The sequence below is a fragment of the Microbacterium sp. bgisy203 genome (assembly GCF_965345155.1).
Classification (GTDB): Bacteria; Actinomycetota; Actinomycetes; order Actinomycetales; family Microbacteriaceae; genus Microbacterium.
In genome coordinates this window covers 34,506-49,659 of record NZ_CBDRLZ010000006.1, presented here as the reverse complement: position 1 = coordinate 49,659, position 15,154 = coordinate 34,506, and the positions used below count along the sequence as shown (strand labels likewise).

Genomic DNA, 15,154 nt, shown 5'->3' with positions numbered 1-15,154 from the left:
GCCTTGCTAAGTAAAGGGCGGGGCGGGAGTGAGGAGTGGTGAAAATAGAAGAAAAATACGATCTGGCTCTGGAGCTGGTGGCGGTGCGGGTTGCGCAGCGTCAGGCGGCGCGCTCGGGTCGGGGGCGCGCCGGCGATGTGGGTGATTCGATCCCGTTGCGTGAGGTGATGGCGGAGCTCGCCGCGGCGATGCGGATCGGGGAGCGGACGATCTCCTCGTGGCTTGGTGACGGCGCCGCGCTCGTAGGCGCCTACCCGGCCACGCTAGAGGCGCTCCGGGAGGGGCGGATCGATGAGCGGCACGCGTCGGCGATCATCGACGCCGGTGCCCCATTGGATGCCGGGAACCGTGGCGTGTTCGAGGAGCTGATCCTGCCGGTCGCCGAGGTCGACACGGCGGCGGCGGTGCGGGAGCACGCCCGGGTGATCGCGGCGCGACTGCAGCCGGAGATCGTCGAGGCGCGGCATCGCGAGGCGCTCGCAGCCCGGCAGGTGAAGACCTACCCTCTGCACGACGGGCTCACCCGACTGCTGCTCGATGGTCCGGCGGCGCTGATCCAGGGTGTGTTCGAGCGTGTCACCGACCTGGCCGCCGCCCTCGCCGGCGACGACAGCGCCGGCGACGGCGAGGGGGACGAGGCCTGCGGCCGAGACGGGCAGCACAGGGGCGACTCAGACGCCGACGGCGACGCCGGCGGGCCGGATGCCGGCGGGCCGGATGCCTGCACGCCCGACGAGCGCACGCTCGACCAGCGGCGCGCGGACGTGGCTCTCGATCTCCTGCTGACCGGTGCTCCGACCGGCCACAATGACGCGGACGACGACGGGAGCGCGTTAGGCGCGATCCGTGCGACGGTGCGGGTCACCGTCCCGATCCTGACCGTCATGGGCGAGAGCGACGAACCGGCGCTCCTCGACGGGCATGGGCCCATCGATGCAGACACCGCTCGCGTCCTGGCCGCGGGCGCGTCGTGCTGGGAGAGGGTGATGATCCACCCCCTCACCGAAGAGCCCCTCCGGCTCGACACCTACCGCCCGAGCGCGAGGCTTCGCCGCCTGCTCGATGCGCGGGATCAGTGCTGCCGGTGGCCAGGATGCCGCCGCCCCGCCGTCGGGAGCGAAGCCGACCACACCGTCGCGTTCTCCGACGGCGGGAAGACCCACGCGGGGAACCTGGCGATCCTGTGCAAGAAGCATCACCGCCTCAAGCACGCCTCGCCATGGACGATCACGCACCTCGGCGGCGAGGTGCTCGAGTTCACGTCCCCGACCCGGCGGCGCTATCGCAACAATGCACCACCGGTGATCCAGGCCGCCACGAACAGGGTGAAGGACCCGCCCTGGCGGCGGCTCCTCGACGCCGCCTACGACTCGGTCGGAGCCCCCGCGCCCTTCTGATCGGACGCGCCCGCCTCGGACGCGCCCGCACCCGCGCCGCGGGCACCCGGCTGACCACGGGTCCTCGCCGCGCCCTCCGCATCTCCCTCGCGCCGCGAGCGTCCCAACGGGATCGTCGCGACGAGACCGATGACCAGGAATCCCGCCGCCGTGAACGCCGCGAGGCGGGTGCCGTCCGAGAACGCCTGCTTCGCGTCGGCGCCGATCTCCGCCGTCTGCGGGTTGTCGGCGAGCCCGGAGATCGCCGCACCGGCGCTGTCGACCACGGTCGACACCACCTGGTCGCGCTGCGCCTCGGGAAGACCCCGATCCTCCAGCGACGACGACAGGATCCCCGCCGTGCTCGAGAAGAGCACCGTCCCGAGGATCGCGATGCCGAGCGCCGAGCCGACCTGCCGAGCCGTCGACTGCGTCCCCGACCCCTGTCCCGACAGCTCGACCGGCACGTCCTGCAGGACGACTCCCGTCAGCTGCGCGGTCGCAAGCCCCACGCCGAACCCGTAGACGAACAGCGCCGGCAGGAGCCAGCCCCAGGCATCCCCCGCTCCGGCATCCCACCCGACGACGACACCGACCCCGGCGACGCCGATGATCTCCGCGACGAGGCCGATCCGCACGACGAGCACCGGGCTCACCTTCCCGCTCGTCGCGCCGGCGAAGCCGCTCGCCACGAACGATCCGATCGCGAGCGCCAGCAGCACGAGACCGGTCTGCAGCGCGCTGAATCCGAGGACGAACTGCAGCCACAGCGGCAGCGACAGGATGATCCCGAACTCCCCGAGCGCCACGACGAGCGCCGCCACGTTGCCGCTGCGGAACGTCGCGATCGAGAACAGCCGGGGGTCGAGCAGCGTCTGCTTGCCCGCCTTCGCGCGGCTGCGCGACCACGCGATGAACGCGACGAGCGAGAGCGCCGCGAGGAGGAACGCGATCGGCACGGGCGATACGTCGAACGGCCACGTCCAGTCCCCGATCGTGAACGGGTCGTTCACCGCCCACCAGCCGAGGGTCCGCCCCTCGATGAGCCCGAAGACGAGCGAACCGAACAGGATCACCGACAGCACCGCGCCGACCCCGTCGATCCGGCCGTACGACTCCGCGCGCGATTCGTTCACCGCCCACAGCACCCCGATGATGATGAGGATGCCGAGCGGCACGTTGATCCCGAACGCCCACCGCCACGAGAAGGCGGTCGTCAGCCACCCGCCGAGGAGGGGCCCGACCGCGGCCATGCCTCCGATCGTCGAGCCCCACACCGCGAACGCGATGCCGCGCTCTCGACCCCGGAACGTCGCGTTGAGCAGCGACAGGGTGCTCGGCAGCATCATCGCCCCGCCGACGCCCTGCACGAGCCGCGCACCGATCAGCAGGTCGGCGCTCGGCGCGAACGCAGCGCCGACGGATGCCGCGGCGAACAGCACCACGCCGATGAGCAGGAGTCGTCGCCGCCCGAACCGGTCGGCGAGGCTTCCGAACAGCAGCAGTAGTGAGGCGAAGACGAGGGTGTACGCCTCTTGCACCCACTGGACCTCGGTCGACGACAGTCCGAGCTCGTCGACGATGGCGGGAACCGCGACGTTGACGATCGTCGAGTCCACGATGATGAGCGCCACGGCGAGGCTGATGAAGACCAGCCCGAACCAGCGCAGCGATGTTTTGTCCCTCACGAAACGCTAGATTAGCTAGCAATCTTCCCGTCCGGAAGTGGATGCTCGAGCTCGTCGCCACGGCATCCGTTCCTCTAAGCTCGCGAGCATGGCAGAGGCGACCGAACGCACCTACACGGACGCTCGCGGCGTCGAGATCGTCTTCGACCACTACGCCGCCGCCACCGAGCCGAGAGCCGTCGTCCAGCTCCTCCACGGCATCGGCGAGCACGCGCGTCGCTACGGCAACCTCATCGACGCGCTCACCGCCGACGGGTACGTCGTCTACGCCGACGATCACCGCGGCCACGGGCGCACGGGCGAGCGCCAGCACGGCGGGGACCCCGACAAGATCGGGCACCTCGGCGTCGGCGGCCTGCGGGCCACGGTCGACGCGCTCTGGCAGTTCACCCAGCTGATCCGTGCCGAGAACCCCGACCTGCCGCTGATCATCCTCGGCCACTCGTGGGGGTCGTTCATGACCCAGCGTTTGTTCGACAAGCACACCGACAGCTACGACGCCGTCGTGCTCAGCGGCTCCGCCTACCGCATGCTCGGCTACATGAACGTCGGCAACCTCAACAAGCGGTGGGAGTCGAAGACCTCCAACGGCACGGAGTGGATGGCGAGCGACCCCGCCGTCGGCGAGGCGTTTCTCGCCGACCCGTACGGCACGACCGAACCCATGCAGCGGCTGTTCAGCCTGCCCGACCAGATGCGCATCCTCGGCCGCCCCGCGAGGGACATCCGCCCCCAGCGCCCGGTGCTGCTGATGGTCGGCGAGGACGACTCGCTCGGCGGACCGCGAAGCATCAACAAGCTCGCCGACGTGTACCGCACCCGCTCCGGGCTCGACGACGTCACCGTCATCGTCTATCCGGGCGCGCGCCACGAGATCTTCAACGAGCCGATCCAGGGAGACGTGCGCGACGACCTGCTCGCGTGGCTCGACAAGCGGATTCCCGTCCGTGACTGAGCGCGCCGGCACACTCGCGACCCGGTACGCGGACCACTGGGCGCGGCCGCTGCGGTGGATCATCGCCCTGACGGTCGTCGGCGCGCTCGCAGGGCTCCTGCCGATGCTCGCTTCGACGGACTCCTTCGACGTCGTCATGCCGATCGTTCTGGCGTTCGGTGCGGCGGGGGGCATCGCCGGAGGGCTGCGCTTCTTCTTCCTGCCCTGGGGAGATGTGGGAGACCCGCGGCTCGGCGGAGATTTCGACGACACCCCCATCTGGGCGGGATACCGCGGGGTGCTGCGCGATTACCTCTGGGCCCTCGCCCTCTGGCTCGTCGGCACCCTCGGCGTGAGCATCGCGGTCGCCGTCATCGCGAAGGACGCGTCCGCGATCGTGTTCCTCCCGCTGCTTTTCGGCTTCGTATGGTCGATGGCGTACGGCCTCGCCGCCCTCGCGGTCGGCCTGCTCGCGATACCGATCGTGACGCTCGTTCGCGCACGGGCGGCGCGGCGCGCGGGCCGCGCGATCAACCCGTGGTGGTACTTCATGACCCTCTATCTCGTTGTCATGCTCACCGCCGTGGCGTCGTACGTCATCCTGCTCTCCCTGGCCCCGCAGCTCATCGGGGTCACCGGCGAGAGCGTCGTCGAGGTCCTGTTCTGGTCCGACACCGCGGATTTCACGCTGGGGCAGACCGTGGCGCTGTGGGCCACCCGCGTGCTCGCGGTGGTCATGCTGGGTCTGATGATCGTCGCGGGCGTGATCGGTGAGCGCCGCCTGCGCGAGGTGATGGCGATGACCGACGAGGCGGCTCGGTAGGCGCACCGTGTACTGACCTAGGCTGAAGACATGCACGGTGAGTACAAGGTCCCCGGGGGCAAGCTCGTCGTCGTCGACCTCGAGGTCGAGAACGGCCGCATCGCCGACTTCCGCCTGGCGGGCGATTTCTTCCTCGAACCCGACGACGCTCTGGCAGACATCGATGCCGCGGTGACCGGGCTGCCGGTGGAATCGGATGCCGCGGCCATCGCCGCCGCCGTCCGCGCCGCGCTCCCCGAGGGGGCGCAGCTACTCGGCTTCACCCCCGAATCGGTCGGCACCGCCGTCCGCCGCGCGCTCGTCACCGCCCCCGGGTGGAAGGACTTCACGTGGGAGATCGTCCACGAGAAGGCGGTCTCACCGCGCATGAACCTCGCCCTCGACGAGGTGCTCACCGCGCGCGTCGGCGCGGGGCTCCGGAACCCCACGCTCCGCATCTGGGAGTGGGACGAGTCGGCCGTCGTCATCGGATCCTTCCAGTCCTACCGCAACGAGGTCGACCCCGAGGGCGCCGCCCGCCACGGCTACGACGTGGTCCGCCGCATCTCGGGCGGCGGCGCCATGATGATGGGCGCCGATTCGATCGTGACGTACTCGCTGTACGTTCCGGCATCCCTCGTCGCCGGCATGACCTTCGCCGACTCGTACGCGTTCCTCGACGACTGGGTGCTGCAGGCGCTGCGCGCCCTGGGCGTCGACGCGACCTACCAGCCGCTCAACGACATCGCCTCGCCGAAGGGCAAGATCGGCGGCGCCGCGCAGAAGCGGCTCGCGGGCGGCGGCGTGCTGCACCACGCGACGATGTCGTACGACATGGACGGTCAGGTCATGACCGAGGTGCTGCGCATCGGTCGCGAGAAGCTGAGCGACAAGGGCACGACCTCGGCCGCGAAGCGCGTCGACCCGCTCCGCGCCCAGACCGGCCTTCCGCGCGAGGCGATCATCGAGAAGCTGAAGCAGACCTTCACGAGCCTCTACGGCGCCCAGCCCGGACGGATCACCGACGAGGAATACGCCGAGGCCGAGGTGCTGGTCGCCTCGAAGTTCGCCACCGACGCGTGGCTGCACCGCGTGCCGTGACCGACGCCCCGCCCGCGCCCGGGGCGGTCGAGATCGTCCACGGCGACAATCTCGCGGTCGCGCGCCGTCTGCCCGACGCCTCGTTCACCCTCATCTACCTCGATCCGCCGTTCAACACCGGCCGGTCGCGCAGGAGGGCGGTCGAGCGCGCGGTCATAACTCCGGAGAATCGCGCGATCGACCCCGGCCAGGACCCCGATCCGGCGGCGCGCGACGCGGATCTCCGGAGTTCTGAACGCGCGCCGGTGAAGACCGGCTTCCGCGGCACGAGCTACGCGCGCCTGCGCGGCGACCTCCGCGCGTACGACGACCGGTGGGGCGACTACTGGGACTTCCTCGAGCCGCGCCTGCGTGAGGCGTGGCGCCTGCTCGCCGACGACGGCACGCTCTACCTCCACCTCGATTACCGAGAGGCCCACTACGCCAAGGTGCTGCTCGACTCCCTTTTCGGGCGCGACTGCTTCCTCAACGAACTCGTCTGGGCCTACGACTACGGCGCGAAGTCTCGCCGCCGCTGGCCGACCAAGCACGACACGATCCTCGTGTACGTGAAGGATCCGGATGCCTACTGGTTCGACTCCGAGGCCGTCGACCGCGAGCCCTACATGGCGCCCGGGCTCGTCACGCCCGAAAAGGCGGCGCGGGGGAAGCTGCCGACCGACGTCTGGTGGCACACGATCGTACCGACCGGCGGGCGAGAGAAGACCGGCTATCCGACCCAGAAACCCGAGGGGATCCTCCGCCGCATCGTCCAGGCATCCAGCCGCCCGGGCGACCGCGTCCTCGACCTGTTCGCCGGCAGCGGCACGACCGGCGCGGTCGCGTCGGCGCTCGGGCGCCACGCGATGCTCGTCGACGACAACCCCGACGCGATCGAGGTCATGCGGCGGCGGATGCCGGACGCGATCGTCCGCTGACCAGCCCATCGCACCCCTCGCGCTGGGCGCCGAGCTTTGCCAGCATGGCCGCATGACCGCTTCGCAGTCCGCACCATCGCACACCTCCGCCCTCGACGACACCGTCGCCCAGCTCACGCGAGAGGAGAAGGCCTCGCTCACTAGCGGTGCGGATTTCTGGCACACCCAAGCGATCGAGCGCGTCGGCATCCCGTCGCTCATGATGACCGACGGTCCGCACGGCCTGCGTAAGCAGGAGGGCGCGGGCGACGCGCTCGGCCTCGGCGCGAGCGTGCCCTCGACCTGCTTCCCGCCCGCGGTGGGCATCGGATCCGCCTTCGACCCCGACCTCACCGCCCGCGTCGGCGCCGCGATCGCGCACGAGGCGATCGTGCAGGACGTGTCGGTCGTGCTCGGCCCCGGCATCAACATCAAGCGCTCGCCGCTGTGCGGGCGCAACTTCGAGTACTACTCCGAAGACCCGCTCGTCGCCGGGGTCGTGGGGGCGGGGTTCATCCGCGGTCTCCAGGCGGAGGGGGTGGGCGGCTGCGTCAAGCACTTCGCCGCGAACAACCAGGAGACCGACCGCATGCGCGTGAGCGCCGACATCGACGAGCGGCCGCTGCGCGAGATCTACCTGCGCGCCTTCCAGCAGGTGATCGAGCTGTCGCATCCCTGGACCGTCATGTGCTCGTACAACCGGATCAACGGCGTCTACTCGTCGGAGAATCCCTGGCTGTTGACGACGGTGCTCCGCGACGAGTGGGGCTTCGACGGATTGGTGATGTCGGACTGGGGTGCGGTCGACAACCGCGTCGCGGGCCTTCCCGCCGGCCTCGACCTCGAGATGCCCTCGTCGGGTGGGGCGAGCCCGGCGCTCATCGTCGCGGCGGTGGAGCGGGGTGAGATCGCCGAATCGGCGCTGGATGCCGCCGCGCGCCGCGCCGTCCAGCTGACGCGCCGCGCGGCGGAACGTCCCGCCGCGGGCGGGGAGATCGACGTCGACGCCCATCATGCGCTCGCCCGTGAGGCGGCCGGCCGCTCGATCGTGCTGCTGAAGAACGAGGGCGATCTGCTGCCGCTCGACCCGAAGGATGCCGCGGCATCCTTCGCCGTCATCGGTGCGTTCGCGAAGCATCCGTGCTACCAGGGCGCAGGTTCCAGCCTCATCAACCCCACACGGCTCGACACCGCGTGGGACGCCATCTCGGAGGCCGCCGCGGGCACCGTCACCTACGCGCCCGGATTCGTGCTCGCGGGCGCCGACAGCGCGAACGGCGACCCCGACACCCTGCGCGAAGAGGCGGTCGCCGCCGCCGGTACCGCGGACGTTGCGATCGTATTCGCGGGACTGCCGGCCGCGGCGGAATCGGAGGGCTACGACCGCACCGACATCGACCTTCCGGCAGACCAGCTCGCCGTGATCGAGGCGGTCGCCGCCGCGAACCCCCGCACCGTCGTCGTCCTCTCCAACGGCGGCGTCGTGCTCCTGCCCTTCCGCGGCGCCGTCCCCGCGATCGTCGAGGGCTGGCTCCTCGGCCAGGCGGGGGGCTCCGCGACCGCCGACGTCCTCTTCTGAGCCGTGAACCCGTCGGGAAAGCTGACCGAGACGATTCCGCTGCGCATCCAGGACACCCCCTCGTACGGCAACTTCCCCGGTGAGGCCGGGCACGTCCGCTACGGCGAGGGCATCTTCGTCGGTTACCGCGGCTACGACCTGAAGCAGCTCGAGGTCGCGTATCCGTTCGGCCACGGACTGTCGTACACGACGTTCCGCTACGGCGACGCGCACGCGGAGGTGACGGATGCCGGCGACATCGTCGTCACGGTCCCGGTGAGCAACGGGGGCAATCGTCCGGGCCGCGAGATCGTGCAGGTCTACACGTCGCTCCCGGGCTCGGCGATCGAGCGCGCGGTGCGGGCACTCTCGGGCTTCGCGACCGTCGAGATCGCGCCCGGTGACGAGGCGCAGGTCGAGATCACGCTTCACCGGAACGACCTGACCGCGTGGGACGTCCGCCAGGGCCGCTGGGTGCTCGAGGGCGGCGACTACACGATCGAGGTCGGGGCATCGAGCCGCGACATCCGCGCGACGACGACCGTGACGGTCGCCGGCGATGACACCTCCGTGCCGCTGACGCTCCACTCCTCGGTCACCGACGTGCTCGCCGACCCCGTCGCGGGGCCGCCGACGCGGAAGGCGATGGGCTCGTTCCTCTCCGGTGACGAGGCATCCGACGCGGCCACGCTGAAGGCGATGGAGGGCTTCCCCGTCGGCCGCATCGTCGGCTTCACCGGCCCCGAGGTGACCGTTGAGAGCCTTCAGACGCTCCTCGACGAGGCCAACGCGGCCGCCCGCCCCGCGACGAAGTCGTAGAAGGTCAGCGCGAGGCGGAGAGGGCCGAGTTCGAGCGGCCGGTAGTCGCGCGTCGGACGGAGCCGCCGCCACAGTTGCGGCTCGAGGGCGCGCAGATATTGTCGCGCGCGTCGCGCGTGGGCGGTGTTCGACGCGATGCGGATCGTCCGCGCGCCCTCCAGCCACGGCAGTGACAGCGTCAGGTTCTCGTGCGTCGAGGTCGCGTGCGGCTCGATCGCGATGTCTGCGGGGCGGATGCCGAGGCGCTCCGCGCCGAAGCGTGCCATGACCTCGGCCTCCGGCGCCGACCCGCGCACGGCGCCGCCGGAGAAGACGTAGAGCGCTCCCGGCGGCGCGGAGCGCACGGCGATGCGCGTCCGCCACGCCTGCAGTGCGTTCGGGCGCCCGTCCTCGCGGGAGCGGAATCCGAGGACGAGGACGACGTCCCGCCCGTCCCGTGGCCCTGTGGTCGCCCCGGTGGTCGCGTCGGCTGGGGTCGGGTAGTCGGCGCGCGACGCGCGGAACGCCTGCGCCTCACCGAAACCCAGGAGTGCCGCGCCGAGGCCGGCCGCCGCGAACCACGGCATCCCCCGCCGCAGACGCGCGGACGCGCGGCGCGTCACGAACGCAGGAACGCCAGCAGCGCCTCGTTCACCTCGGCGCCGTGCGTGCGCAGGAGCCCGTGCGGTGCGCCCTCGATCTCGACGTAGGTGAGCGGGGTCGCGTCGGGCACGAGGTCCTTGAACCGCCGCGCCGTCGCATCGATGGGCAGGATGTTGTCGGCCGTCCCGTGCACGATCAGGGTCGGGACGGTGATGGAGGGGATGTCGCCGCGGAAGTCGGTCGGCCAGGTGAGGGGAGCGGCGGCGATCGCGGCGTTCCCCGCCTGGTTCGCGACCTGCACGCTCGCGTCGACGGCTTCCTGCGAGATGCGCTCGCCGAGGAGGTCGTCGAGGTTGTAGAAGTCGCGGAAGAACCCGGTGAGGAACGCGTACCGGTCCTCCGCGACCGCCGCGGCCGTGCCGTCGAAGAACGCCTGATCGCCGGCTCCGTCGGGATTGTCGGAGGTGATGAGCAGGTAGGGCTCGAGCGAGCCGAAGAACGCGACCTTCGCGATGCGGCCCGCGCCGTAGCGGGAGGTAGCGGGCGATCTCGCCCGTTCCCATCGAGAACCCCACCAGCACGGCATCCTCGAGTTCGAGCTCATCGATGAGCGCGTGGAGGTCCGCCGCGAACGTGTCGTAGTCCGAACCCGACGCCGTCTTCGAGGAGGCGCCGAACCCGCGCCGGTCGTACGCGATCACGCGGTAGCCCGCCGCGAGGAGCGCGCGCGCCTGCAGGTCCCACGATTCGCCGTTCAGCGGGAACCCGTGGATGAGGACGACCGGCTGACCGTCCGAGGGGCCCTGATCGGTGTAGAAGATCTCGACGTCGGTCGAGTTCTCGGTCGCGACGGTGACGTAGGCCATGGTCAGTGCTCCCTCGGGGGTGTGCGGGTGATGGTGTGCGGGCGATCGTGTACGGGCAGTGGTGAGACAGCCGGGCGGATGCCGGCGACTGGATTCGACGCTACGGGCGACGCCGCGAGGATGCCAGGGGGTTGCGTCATCTGACGCGCCGCGCCCATGGTCCTGTCAGGCGTCGCGTCGTGCCCCGTCGGAGGGGTGCACGGTGAAGATGTGCGGCGCCGTGAAACCGGCGTCGGCGAACGCGGTCTCGATCGCGCTCGTCGCCGCCGGGACGAGCTCGTGATCGATGAGGGCGATCGCGGCGCCCCCGAATCCGCCGCCGGTCATCCGTGCCCCGACGGCCCCCGCGGCGCGGGCGGTGGTGACGGCGAGGTCGAGTTCGGGCGTCGAGATCCCGAAGTCGTCGCGCATCGACGCGTGCGATGCGTCGAGGAGGGGCCCGACCGCACGGGGGCCGTCGCCCTGCAGCGTCCGCACGGCATCCAGCACCCGCTGATCCTCGGTGACGACGTGGCGGACGCGGCGGAAGGTGACGTCGTCCATCAGCTCTTCGGCGCGGGGGAGGTCGTCGACGGATACGTCACGCAGCGCGGGAACGCCGAGGAGCGCCGCGCCCCGCTCGCACGCCTCGCGGCGCTCGCGGTACCCGCCGGTGGAGTGCGCGTGACTCACCCGCGTGTCGATGACGAGCACCTCGAGGCCCGCCGCGGCGAACCCGAGGGGGATGATCTCGGCATCCAGCGTGCGGCAGTCGAGGAAGATGCCGGCATCCGCCCGCCCGCGCATCGCGGCGGTCTGGTCCATGATGCCGGTGGGTGCGCCGACGGCGTCGTTCTCGGCGCGGCGCCCGATGCGGGCGAGCGCGACCGAGTCGAGGCCGAGATCCCAGACGTCGTTCAGGGCCGCGGCGGTCGCGCCCTCGATCGCGGCGGACGATGAGAGCCCCGCTCCGACGGGCACGTCGGAGGAGAAGAGGAGGTCGACACCGGTGACGGATGCCGGGTCGGTCTGCGTCTCGTCGAGGAGCGCCCAGGCGACGCCGAGGGGGTAGCGTGCCCACTCCGTGATCTCGTCGCGGCGGGCGGGGAAGAGCGCGTCGAGCTCGGCGAGCGGCAGCTCCACCGGGTCCGGCGCGAACGAGGACCGCACGCGGATGACGCCGTCGCGACCGGTGGTGAGGTCGACGCGGGTGCGGTGTTCGATCGCGAAGGGGAACACGAACCCGTCGTTGTAGTCGGTGTGCTCACCGATGAGGTTGACGCGCCCCGGCGCCGACCAGGTGCCGGCGGTGGGGACTGCGGGGGAGGGCGACGTCGCGGTCACAGGGTCACTCCTTCGATGGCCGCGCGGAGGCGCTCGGCCGCGGTCTCGGGGACGAGATCGCCGATCCAGGCGCCCATGGCGGCCTCCGACCCGGCGAGGAACTTGAGCCTGTCGGCGGCGCGGCGCGGGCTCGTGAGCTCCAGCCGCAGCCGCACGGTGTCACGGCCGACGCGCACGGGCGCCTGGTGCCAGGCAGCGATGTACGGCGTCGGGGTGTCGTACAGGGCATCCACTCCTCGCAGCAGGCGCAGGTAGAACGGGGCCAGCTCGTCGCGTTCGGCGTCTGTGAGACCCGCGAGGTCGGGGACGTGCCGGTGAGGGAGGACATGCACCTCGATCGGCCAACGGGCCGCGAACGGCACGAACGCGGTGAAGTGCTCACCGCGCAGCACGACCCGCGGACCCCGCTGCTCGAACTCGAGGATGCGCTGAAACAGGTCGGGCGGGGTGCTGTCGATCTGCTCGAGCAGGCGCTGCGTACGCGGGGTGATGTACGGGTACGTGTAGATCTGCCCGTGCGGGTGCTGCAGCGTCACCCCGATCGCCTCGCCGCGGTTCTCGAACGGAAAGACCTGCCGGATGCCGGGGACCTCCGACAGCACCCGGGTGCGGTCGGCCCACGCCTCGATCACGGTGCGGGCGCGGGTGACCGACTGCGTGCCGAACGACCCGGTGCGCTCGTGGGAGAAGCAGACGACTTCGCAGCGCCCGACGCTCGGCCGGGCGAGACCGAGAGCCGTGTCGCCGGTGTCGTCGTCGCGGGCATCGGCCGGGTCGCCGAGCGCCGGACCGAAGGAGGGGGAGCGGTTCTCGAAGACCGCGACGTCGTAGAGCGACGGGATCTCCGACGGGTTCGACGGCGTCTGCGGGGCGAGCGGGTCGAGCTCGGCGGGAGGCAGGAACGCCCGGCCCTGCCGCGCCGCGGCGATCGAGATCCAATCCCCGGTGAGCACGTCGCGCCGCATCGTCGCGGTCTCGGGCCGCGCATCGAGCACGCGCGTATCGGCGGCACGCTCAGGTCCGAGCGTCGTGTCCGGGTCGTCGTAGTAGATCAGCTCGCGGCCGTCGGCGAGGTGCGTCACGCGCTTGACGACACCGGCACCGAGCCGCGCGGATGGCGTCGTCTCGGCGGTCGGGTCGGCGGCATCCGACGGAAACAACGGAGGCTTGTTCACGTCAACATCGTAGATTCTCGCCGTGTTATCGTCAACACAGAGCAGTTCTCCTGAGTTGTGAACGGAGCGACCGATGAACCGACGGGTCTCGATGGCCGACGTCGCCGCCGCCGCCGGCGTCTCCGGCCAGACCGTCTCACGGGTCGTCAACGACAGCCCGCGGGTCGACCCCGTCACGCGCGCCCGCGTCGCGGCGGCGATGGAGCGCCTGGGTTACCGCCCGCACCGCGCCGCGCGGGCCCTCCGCACGGGCCGGAGCGACACGATCGGGCTGCTCGTGTCGACGCTCGCCACCGTCGGCAATTCGCGCATGCTGCAGGCGATCGCGGCGGCGGCATCCCTGCGCGGGTTCGCGCTCACGGTCGTGACGGCGGAAGGCCCGGATGCCGTGGCCGACGGCTTCGCGCGTCTGCGCGAACAGGGGGTCGACGGCGCGATCATCCTCAACGAGGCGACGCGCGCGGCTCGCGAAGTCGCGGTGCCGGGTGGGCTCGCGGTGGTCGTCGTCGACTCGCCGCCCGACGGTCGGTACGCGATCGTCCAGACCGACCACGCGGCGGGAGCGCGCGCCGCGACCGCGCACCTGCTCTCCCTCGGCCGGGGAGCGGTGTGGCATCTCGCCGGCCCGGACGGGTCGTATGCGGCGTCCGAGCGCGAGCGCGGGTGGCGGGAGGCCCTCGCGGATGCCGGGATGAGCGCCCCCGATCCGCTCCCCGGCGACTGGACGGCGGCCTCCGGATACGCGGCGGCGCTCTCCCTGCCGCCCGATGCCCGCGCCCTCTTCGTCGCGAACGACCAGATGGCGCTCGGGGCCCTCCGTGCGCTCGCCGCGCAGGGCCGTGCGGTTCCCGACGACGTCGCCGTCGTGGGCTTCGACGATGTCGCCGACGCGGCCGACTACCGCCCGCCGCTCACCACGGTCCGTCAGGACTTCGACGCGCTGGGGGCTGCGGCCGTGGCTGCGCTCGTCGCGCGGATCGCCGGCGAGGCCGCGTCACCGGTGATCCTGACGCCCACCCTGGTCCGCCGCGCGAGTGCGTAGCGGAGGTCAGAGCGCTGCGCGCCGGGCCTCCCAGCCAGTCCGCACCATCTCGTCGACGGTGTAGCGGTTCTGCCACTCCAGGTCACGGGCGGCGAGCTCGCCGGTCGCGACGATCCGGTCGGGGTCGCCCGCGCGCCGCGGCCCGATCTCCGCGGTGAAGGGGATGCCGGTGACCCGCGCCATGGCATCCATGATCTGCTTCACGCTCAGGCCGTTCTGCGAACCGAGGTTGTACGCCGGCTCGACGGGCTCGCCCGCCGCGAGGCGCTGCGCCGCGACGACGTGGGCGGCGGCGATGTCACCGACGTGCACGTAGTCGCGCACGTTCGTGCCGTCGGCGGTGTCGTAGTCGTCGCCGTTGATGCGCGGCGTCTCCCCGGCCAGCAGTTTCTCGAACACGATCGGGAAGAGGTTGTGCGGACTCGTGTCGTAGACGCTCTCGTCCGCGGAGCCCACGACGTTGAAGTAGCGCAGCGACGTGTGGCGGAGGGGGTGGGCGGAGGATGCCGTGGCGACGCCCTGATCGCGCAGCAGCCACTCGCCGATGAGCTTCGACTCGCCGTACGGCGACGCGGGGCGCTTGGGCAGGTCCTCCGTGACGAGGGGGAAGTCGGGGGTGCCGTAGACCGCGGCGGAGGAAGAAAAGACGATGTTGTGCACGCCGGCATCCGCCATCGCCTGCAGCACCACCCGTGTGCCCTCGACATTCTGCTCATAGGTATGCAGCGGCCGCTCGACCGAGACCCCCGCGTACTTGAAGCCGGCGACGTGGATGACGCCCTCCACGTCGTGCTCGCGCATCGTGGCGACCAGGAGCTCGCGATCGAGAATCGTGCCGCGCACGAACGGCACGCCGTCGGGCACGAACGACGCGTGGCCGCTCGAGAGATCGTCGACGACGATCGGGTCGATCCCCGCCGCCGCAAGTGCGCGCACGACGTGCGCTCCGATGTACCCGGCGCCGCCGGTGACCAGCCAACTCATGTGTCCAT

13 protein-coding genes and 1 pseudogene are annotated in these 15,154 nt (G+C 71.3%); 8 read left to right on the top strand and 6 right to left on the bottom strand.

The window, feature by feature from the left end; translation table 11 throughout:
- The first annotated feature begins 35 nt into the window (after positions 1-35).
- Positions 36-1,397 carry a DUF222 domain-containing protein gene (locus ACRVYW_RS10555; RefSeq protein WP_431804372.1) on the top strand — a complete coding sequence of 454 codons (1,362 nt, stop codon included), beginning with the start codon at positions 36-38 and terminating at the stop codon, positions 1,395-1,397.
- On the opposite strand, the gene ACRVYW_RS10550 is transcribed toward ACRVYW_RS10555, so the two are convergent.
- On the bottom strand, positions 1,364-3,064 hold the full coding sequence (locus ACRVYW_RS10550; protein ID WP_431804370.1) for a DHA2 family efflux MFS transporter permease subunit: 1,701 nt from the start codon (positions 3,062-3,064) through the stop codon (positions 1,364-1,366). The genes ACRVYW_RS10555 and ACRVYW_RS10550 overlap by 34 nt on opposite strands.
- A gap of 88 nt (positions 3,065-3,152) precedes the next feature.
- On the opposite strand from ACRVYW_RS10550, the gene ACRVYW_RS10545 reads away from it, so the two are divergent.
- The 6 genes from ACRVYW_RS10545 to ACRVYW_RS10520 are packed head-to-tail and all read left to right on the top strand — an operon-like array spanning position 3,153 to position 9,174.
- Positions 3,153-4,019 (top strand): alpha/beta hydrolase, encoded by an 867-nt coding sequence (locus ACRVYW_RS10545; RefSeq protein WP_431804369.1) that lies wholly within the window; start codon positions 3,153-3,155, stop codon positions 4,017-4,019.
- Positions 4,012-4,821 carry a hypothetical protein gene (locus ACRVYW_RS10540; RefSeq protein WP_431804367.1) on the top strand — a complete coding sequence of 270 codons (810 nt, stop codon included), beginning with the start codon at positions 4,012-4,014 and terminating at the stop codon, positions 4,819-4,821. Before ACRVYW_RS10545 ends, ACRVYW_RS10540 begins: the two co-directional genes overlap by 8 nt.
- Before the next feature lie 30 nt (positions 4,822-4,851).
- Positions 4,852-5,901: a lipoate--protein ligase family protein gene (locus tag ACRVYW_RS10535; protein ID WP_431804365.1), complete on the top strand. Its 1,050-nt coding sequence runs from the start codon at positions 4,852-4,854 to the stop codon at positions 5,899-5,901.
- Entirely contained in the window at positions 5,880-6,818 is a 939-nt protein-coding gene (locus tag ACRVYW_RS10530) for a DNA-methyltransferase (protein ID WP_431804363.1), read from the top strand. Before ACRVYW_RS10535 ends, ACRVYW_RS10530 begins: the two co-directional genes overlap by 22 nt.
- 52 nt (positions 6,819-6,870) lie before the next feature.
- Entirely contained in the window at positions 6,871-8,376 is a 1,506-nt protein-coding gene (locus tag ACRVYW_RS10525) for a glycoside hydrolase family 3 C-terminal domain-containing protein (RefSeq protein WP_431804361.1), read from the top strand.
- A gap of 3 nt (positions 8,377-8,379) precedes the next feature.
- On the top strand, positions 8,380-9,174 hold the full coding sequence (locus tag ACRVYW_RS10520; RefSeq protein ID WP_431804359.1) for a fibronectin type III-like domain-contianing protein: 795 nt from the start codon (positions 8,380-8,382) through the stop codon (positions 9,172-9,174).
- On the opposite strand, the gene ACRVYW_RS10515 is transcribed toward ACRVYW_RS10520, so the two are convergent.
- From ACRVYW_RS10515 to galT, 4 genes and pseudogenes are all read right to left on the bottom strand, one after another.
- Positions 9,120-9,776: a YdcF family protein gene (locus ACRVYW_RS10515; protein ID WP_431804357.1), complete on the bottom strand. Its 657-nt coding sequence runs from the start codon at positions 9,774-9,776 to the stop codon at positions 9,120-9,122. The genes ACRVYW_RS10520 and ACRVYW_RS10515 overlap by 55 nt on opposite strands.
- Positions 9,773-10,622: pseudogene (locus ACRVYW_RS10510) on the bottom strand (alpha/beta fold hydrolase). Before ACRVYW_RS10510 ends, ACRVYW_RS10515 begins: the two are co-directional and overlap by 4 nt.
- Before the next feature lie 165 nt (positions 10,623-10,787).
- A complete protein-coding gene (galK, locus tag ACRVYW_RS10505; RefSeq protein ID WP_431804356.1) occupies positions 10,788-11,945 on the bottom strand; it encodes a galactokinase in 1,158 nt (385 codons plus the stop codon).
- Entirely contained in the window at positions 11,942-13,105 is a 1,164-nt protein-coding gene (gene galT / locus ACRVYW_RS10500) for a galactose-1-phosphate uridylyltransferase (protein ID WP_431804509.1), read from the bottom strand. The genes galK and galT overlap by 4 nt, the downstream gene beginning before the upstream one ends.
- Positions 13,106-13,211: 106 nt before the next feature.
- Here galT and ACRVYW_RS10495 point away from each other — a divergent pair, with 106 nt between their 5' ends.
- Positions 13,212-14,162 (top strand): LacI family DNA-binding transcriptional regulator, encoded by a 951-nt coding sequence (locus ACRVYW_RS10495; protein ID WP_431804507.1) that lies wholly within the window; start codon positions 13,212-13,214, stop codon positions 14,160-14,162.
- Between the two features lie 6 nt (positions 14,163-14,168).
- Here ACRVYW_RS10495 and galE read toward each other — a convergent pair whose 3' ends face one another.
- Entirely contained in the window at positions 14,169-15,146 is a 978-nt protein-coding gene (gene galE / locus ACRVYW_RS10490; protein WP_431804354.1) for a UDP-glucose 4-epimerase GalE, read from the bottom strand.
- Positions 15,147-15,154 lie beyond the last annotated feature (8 nt).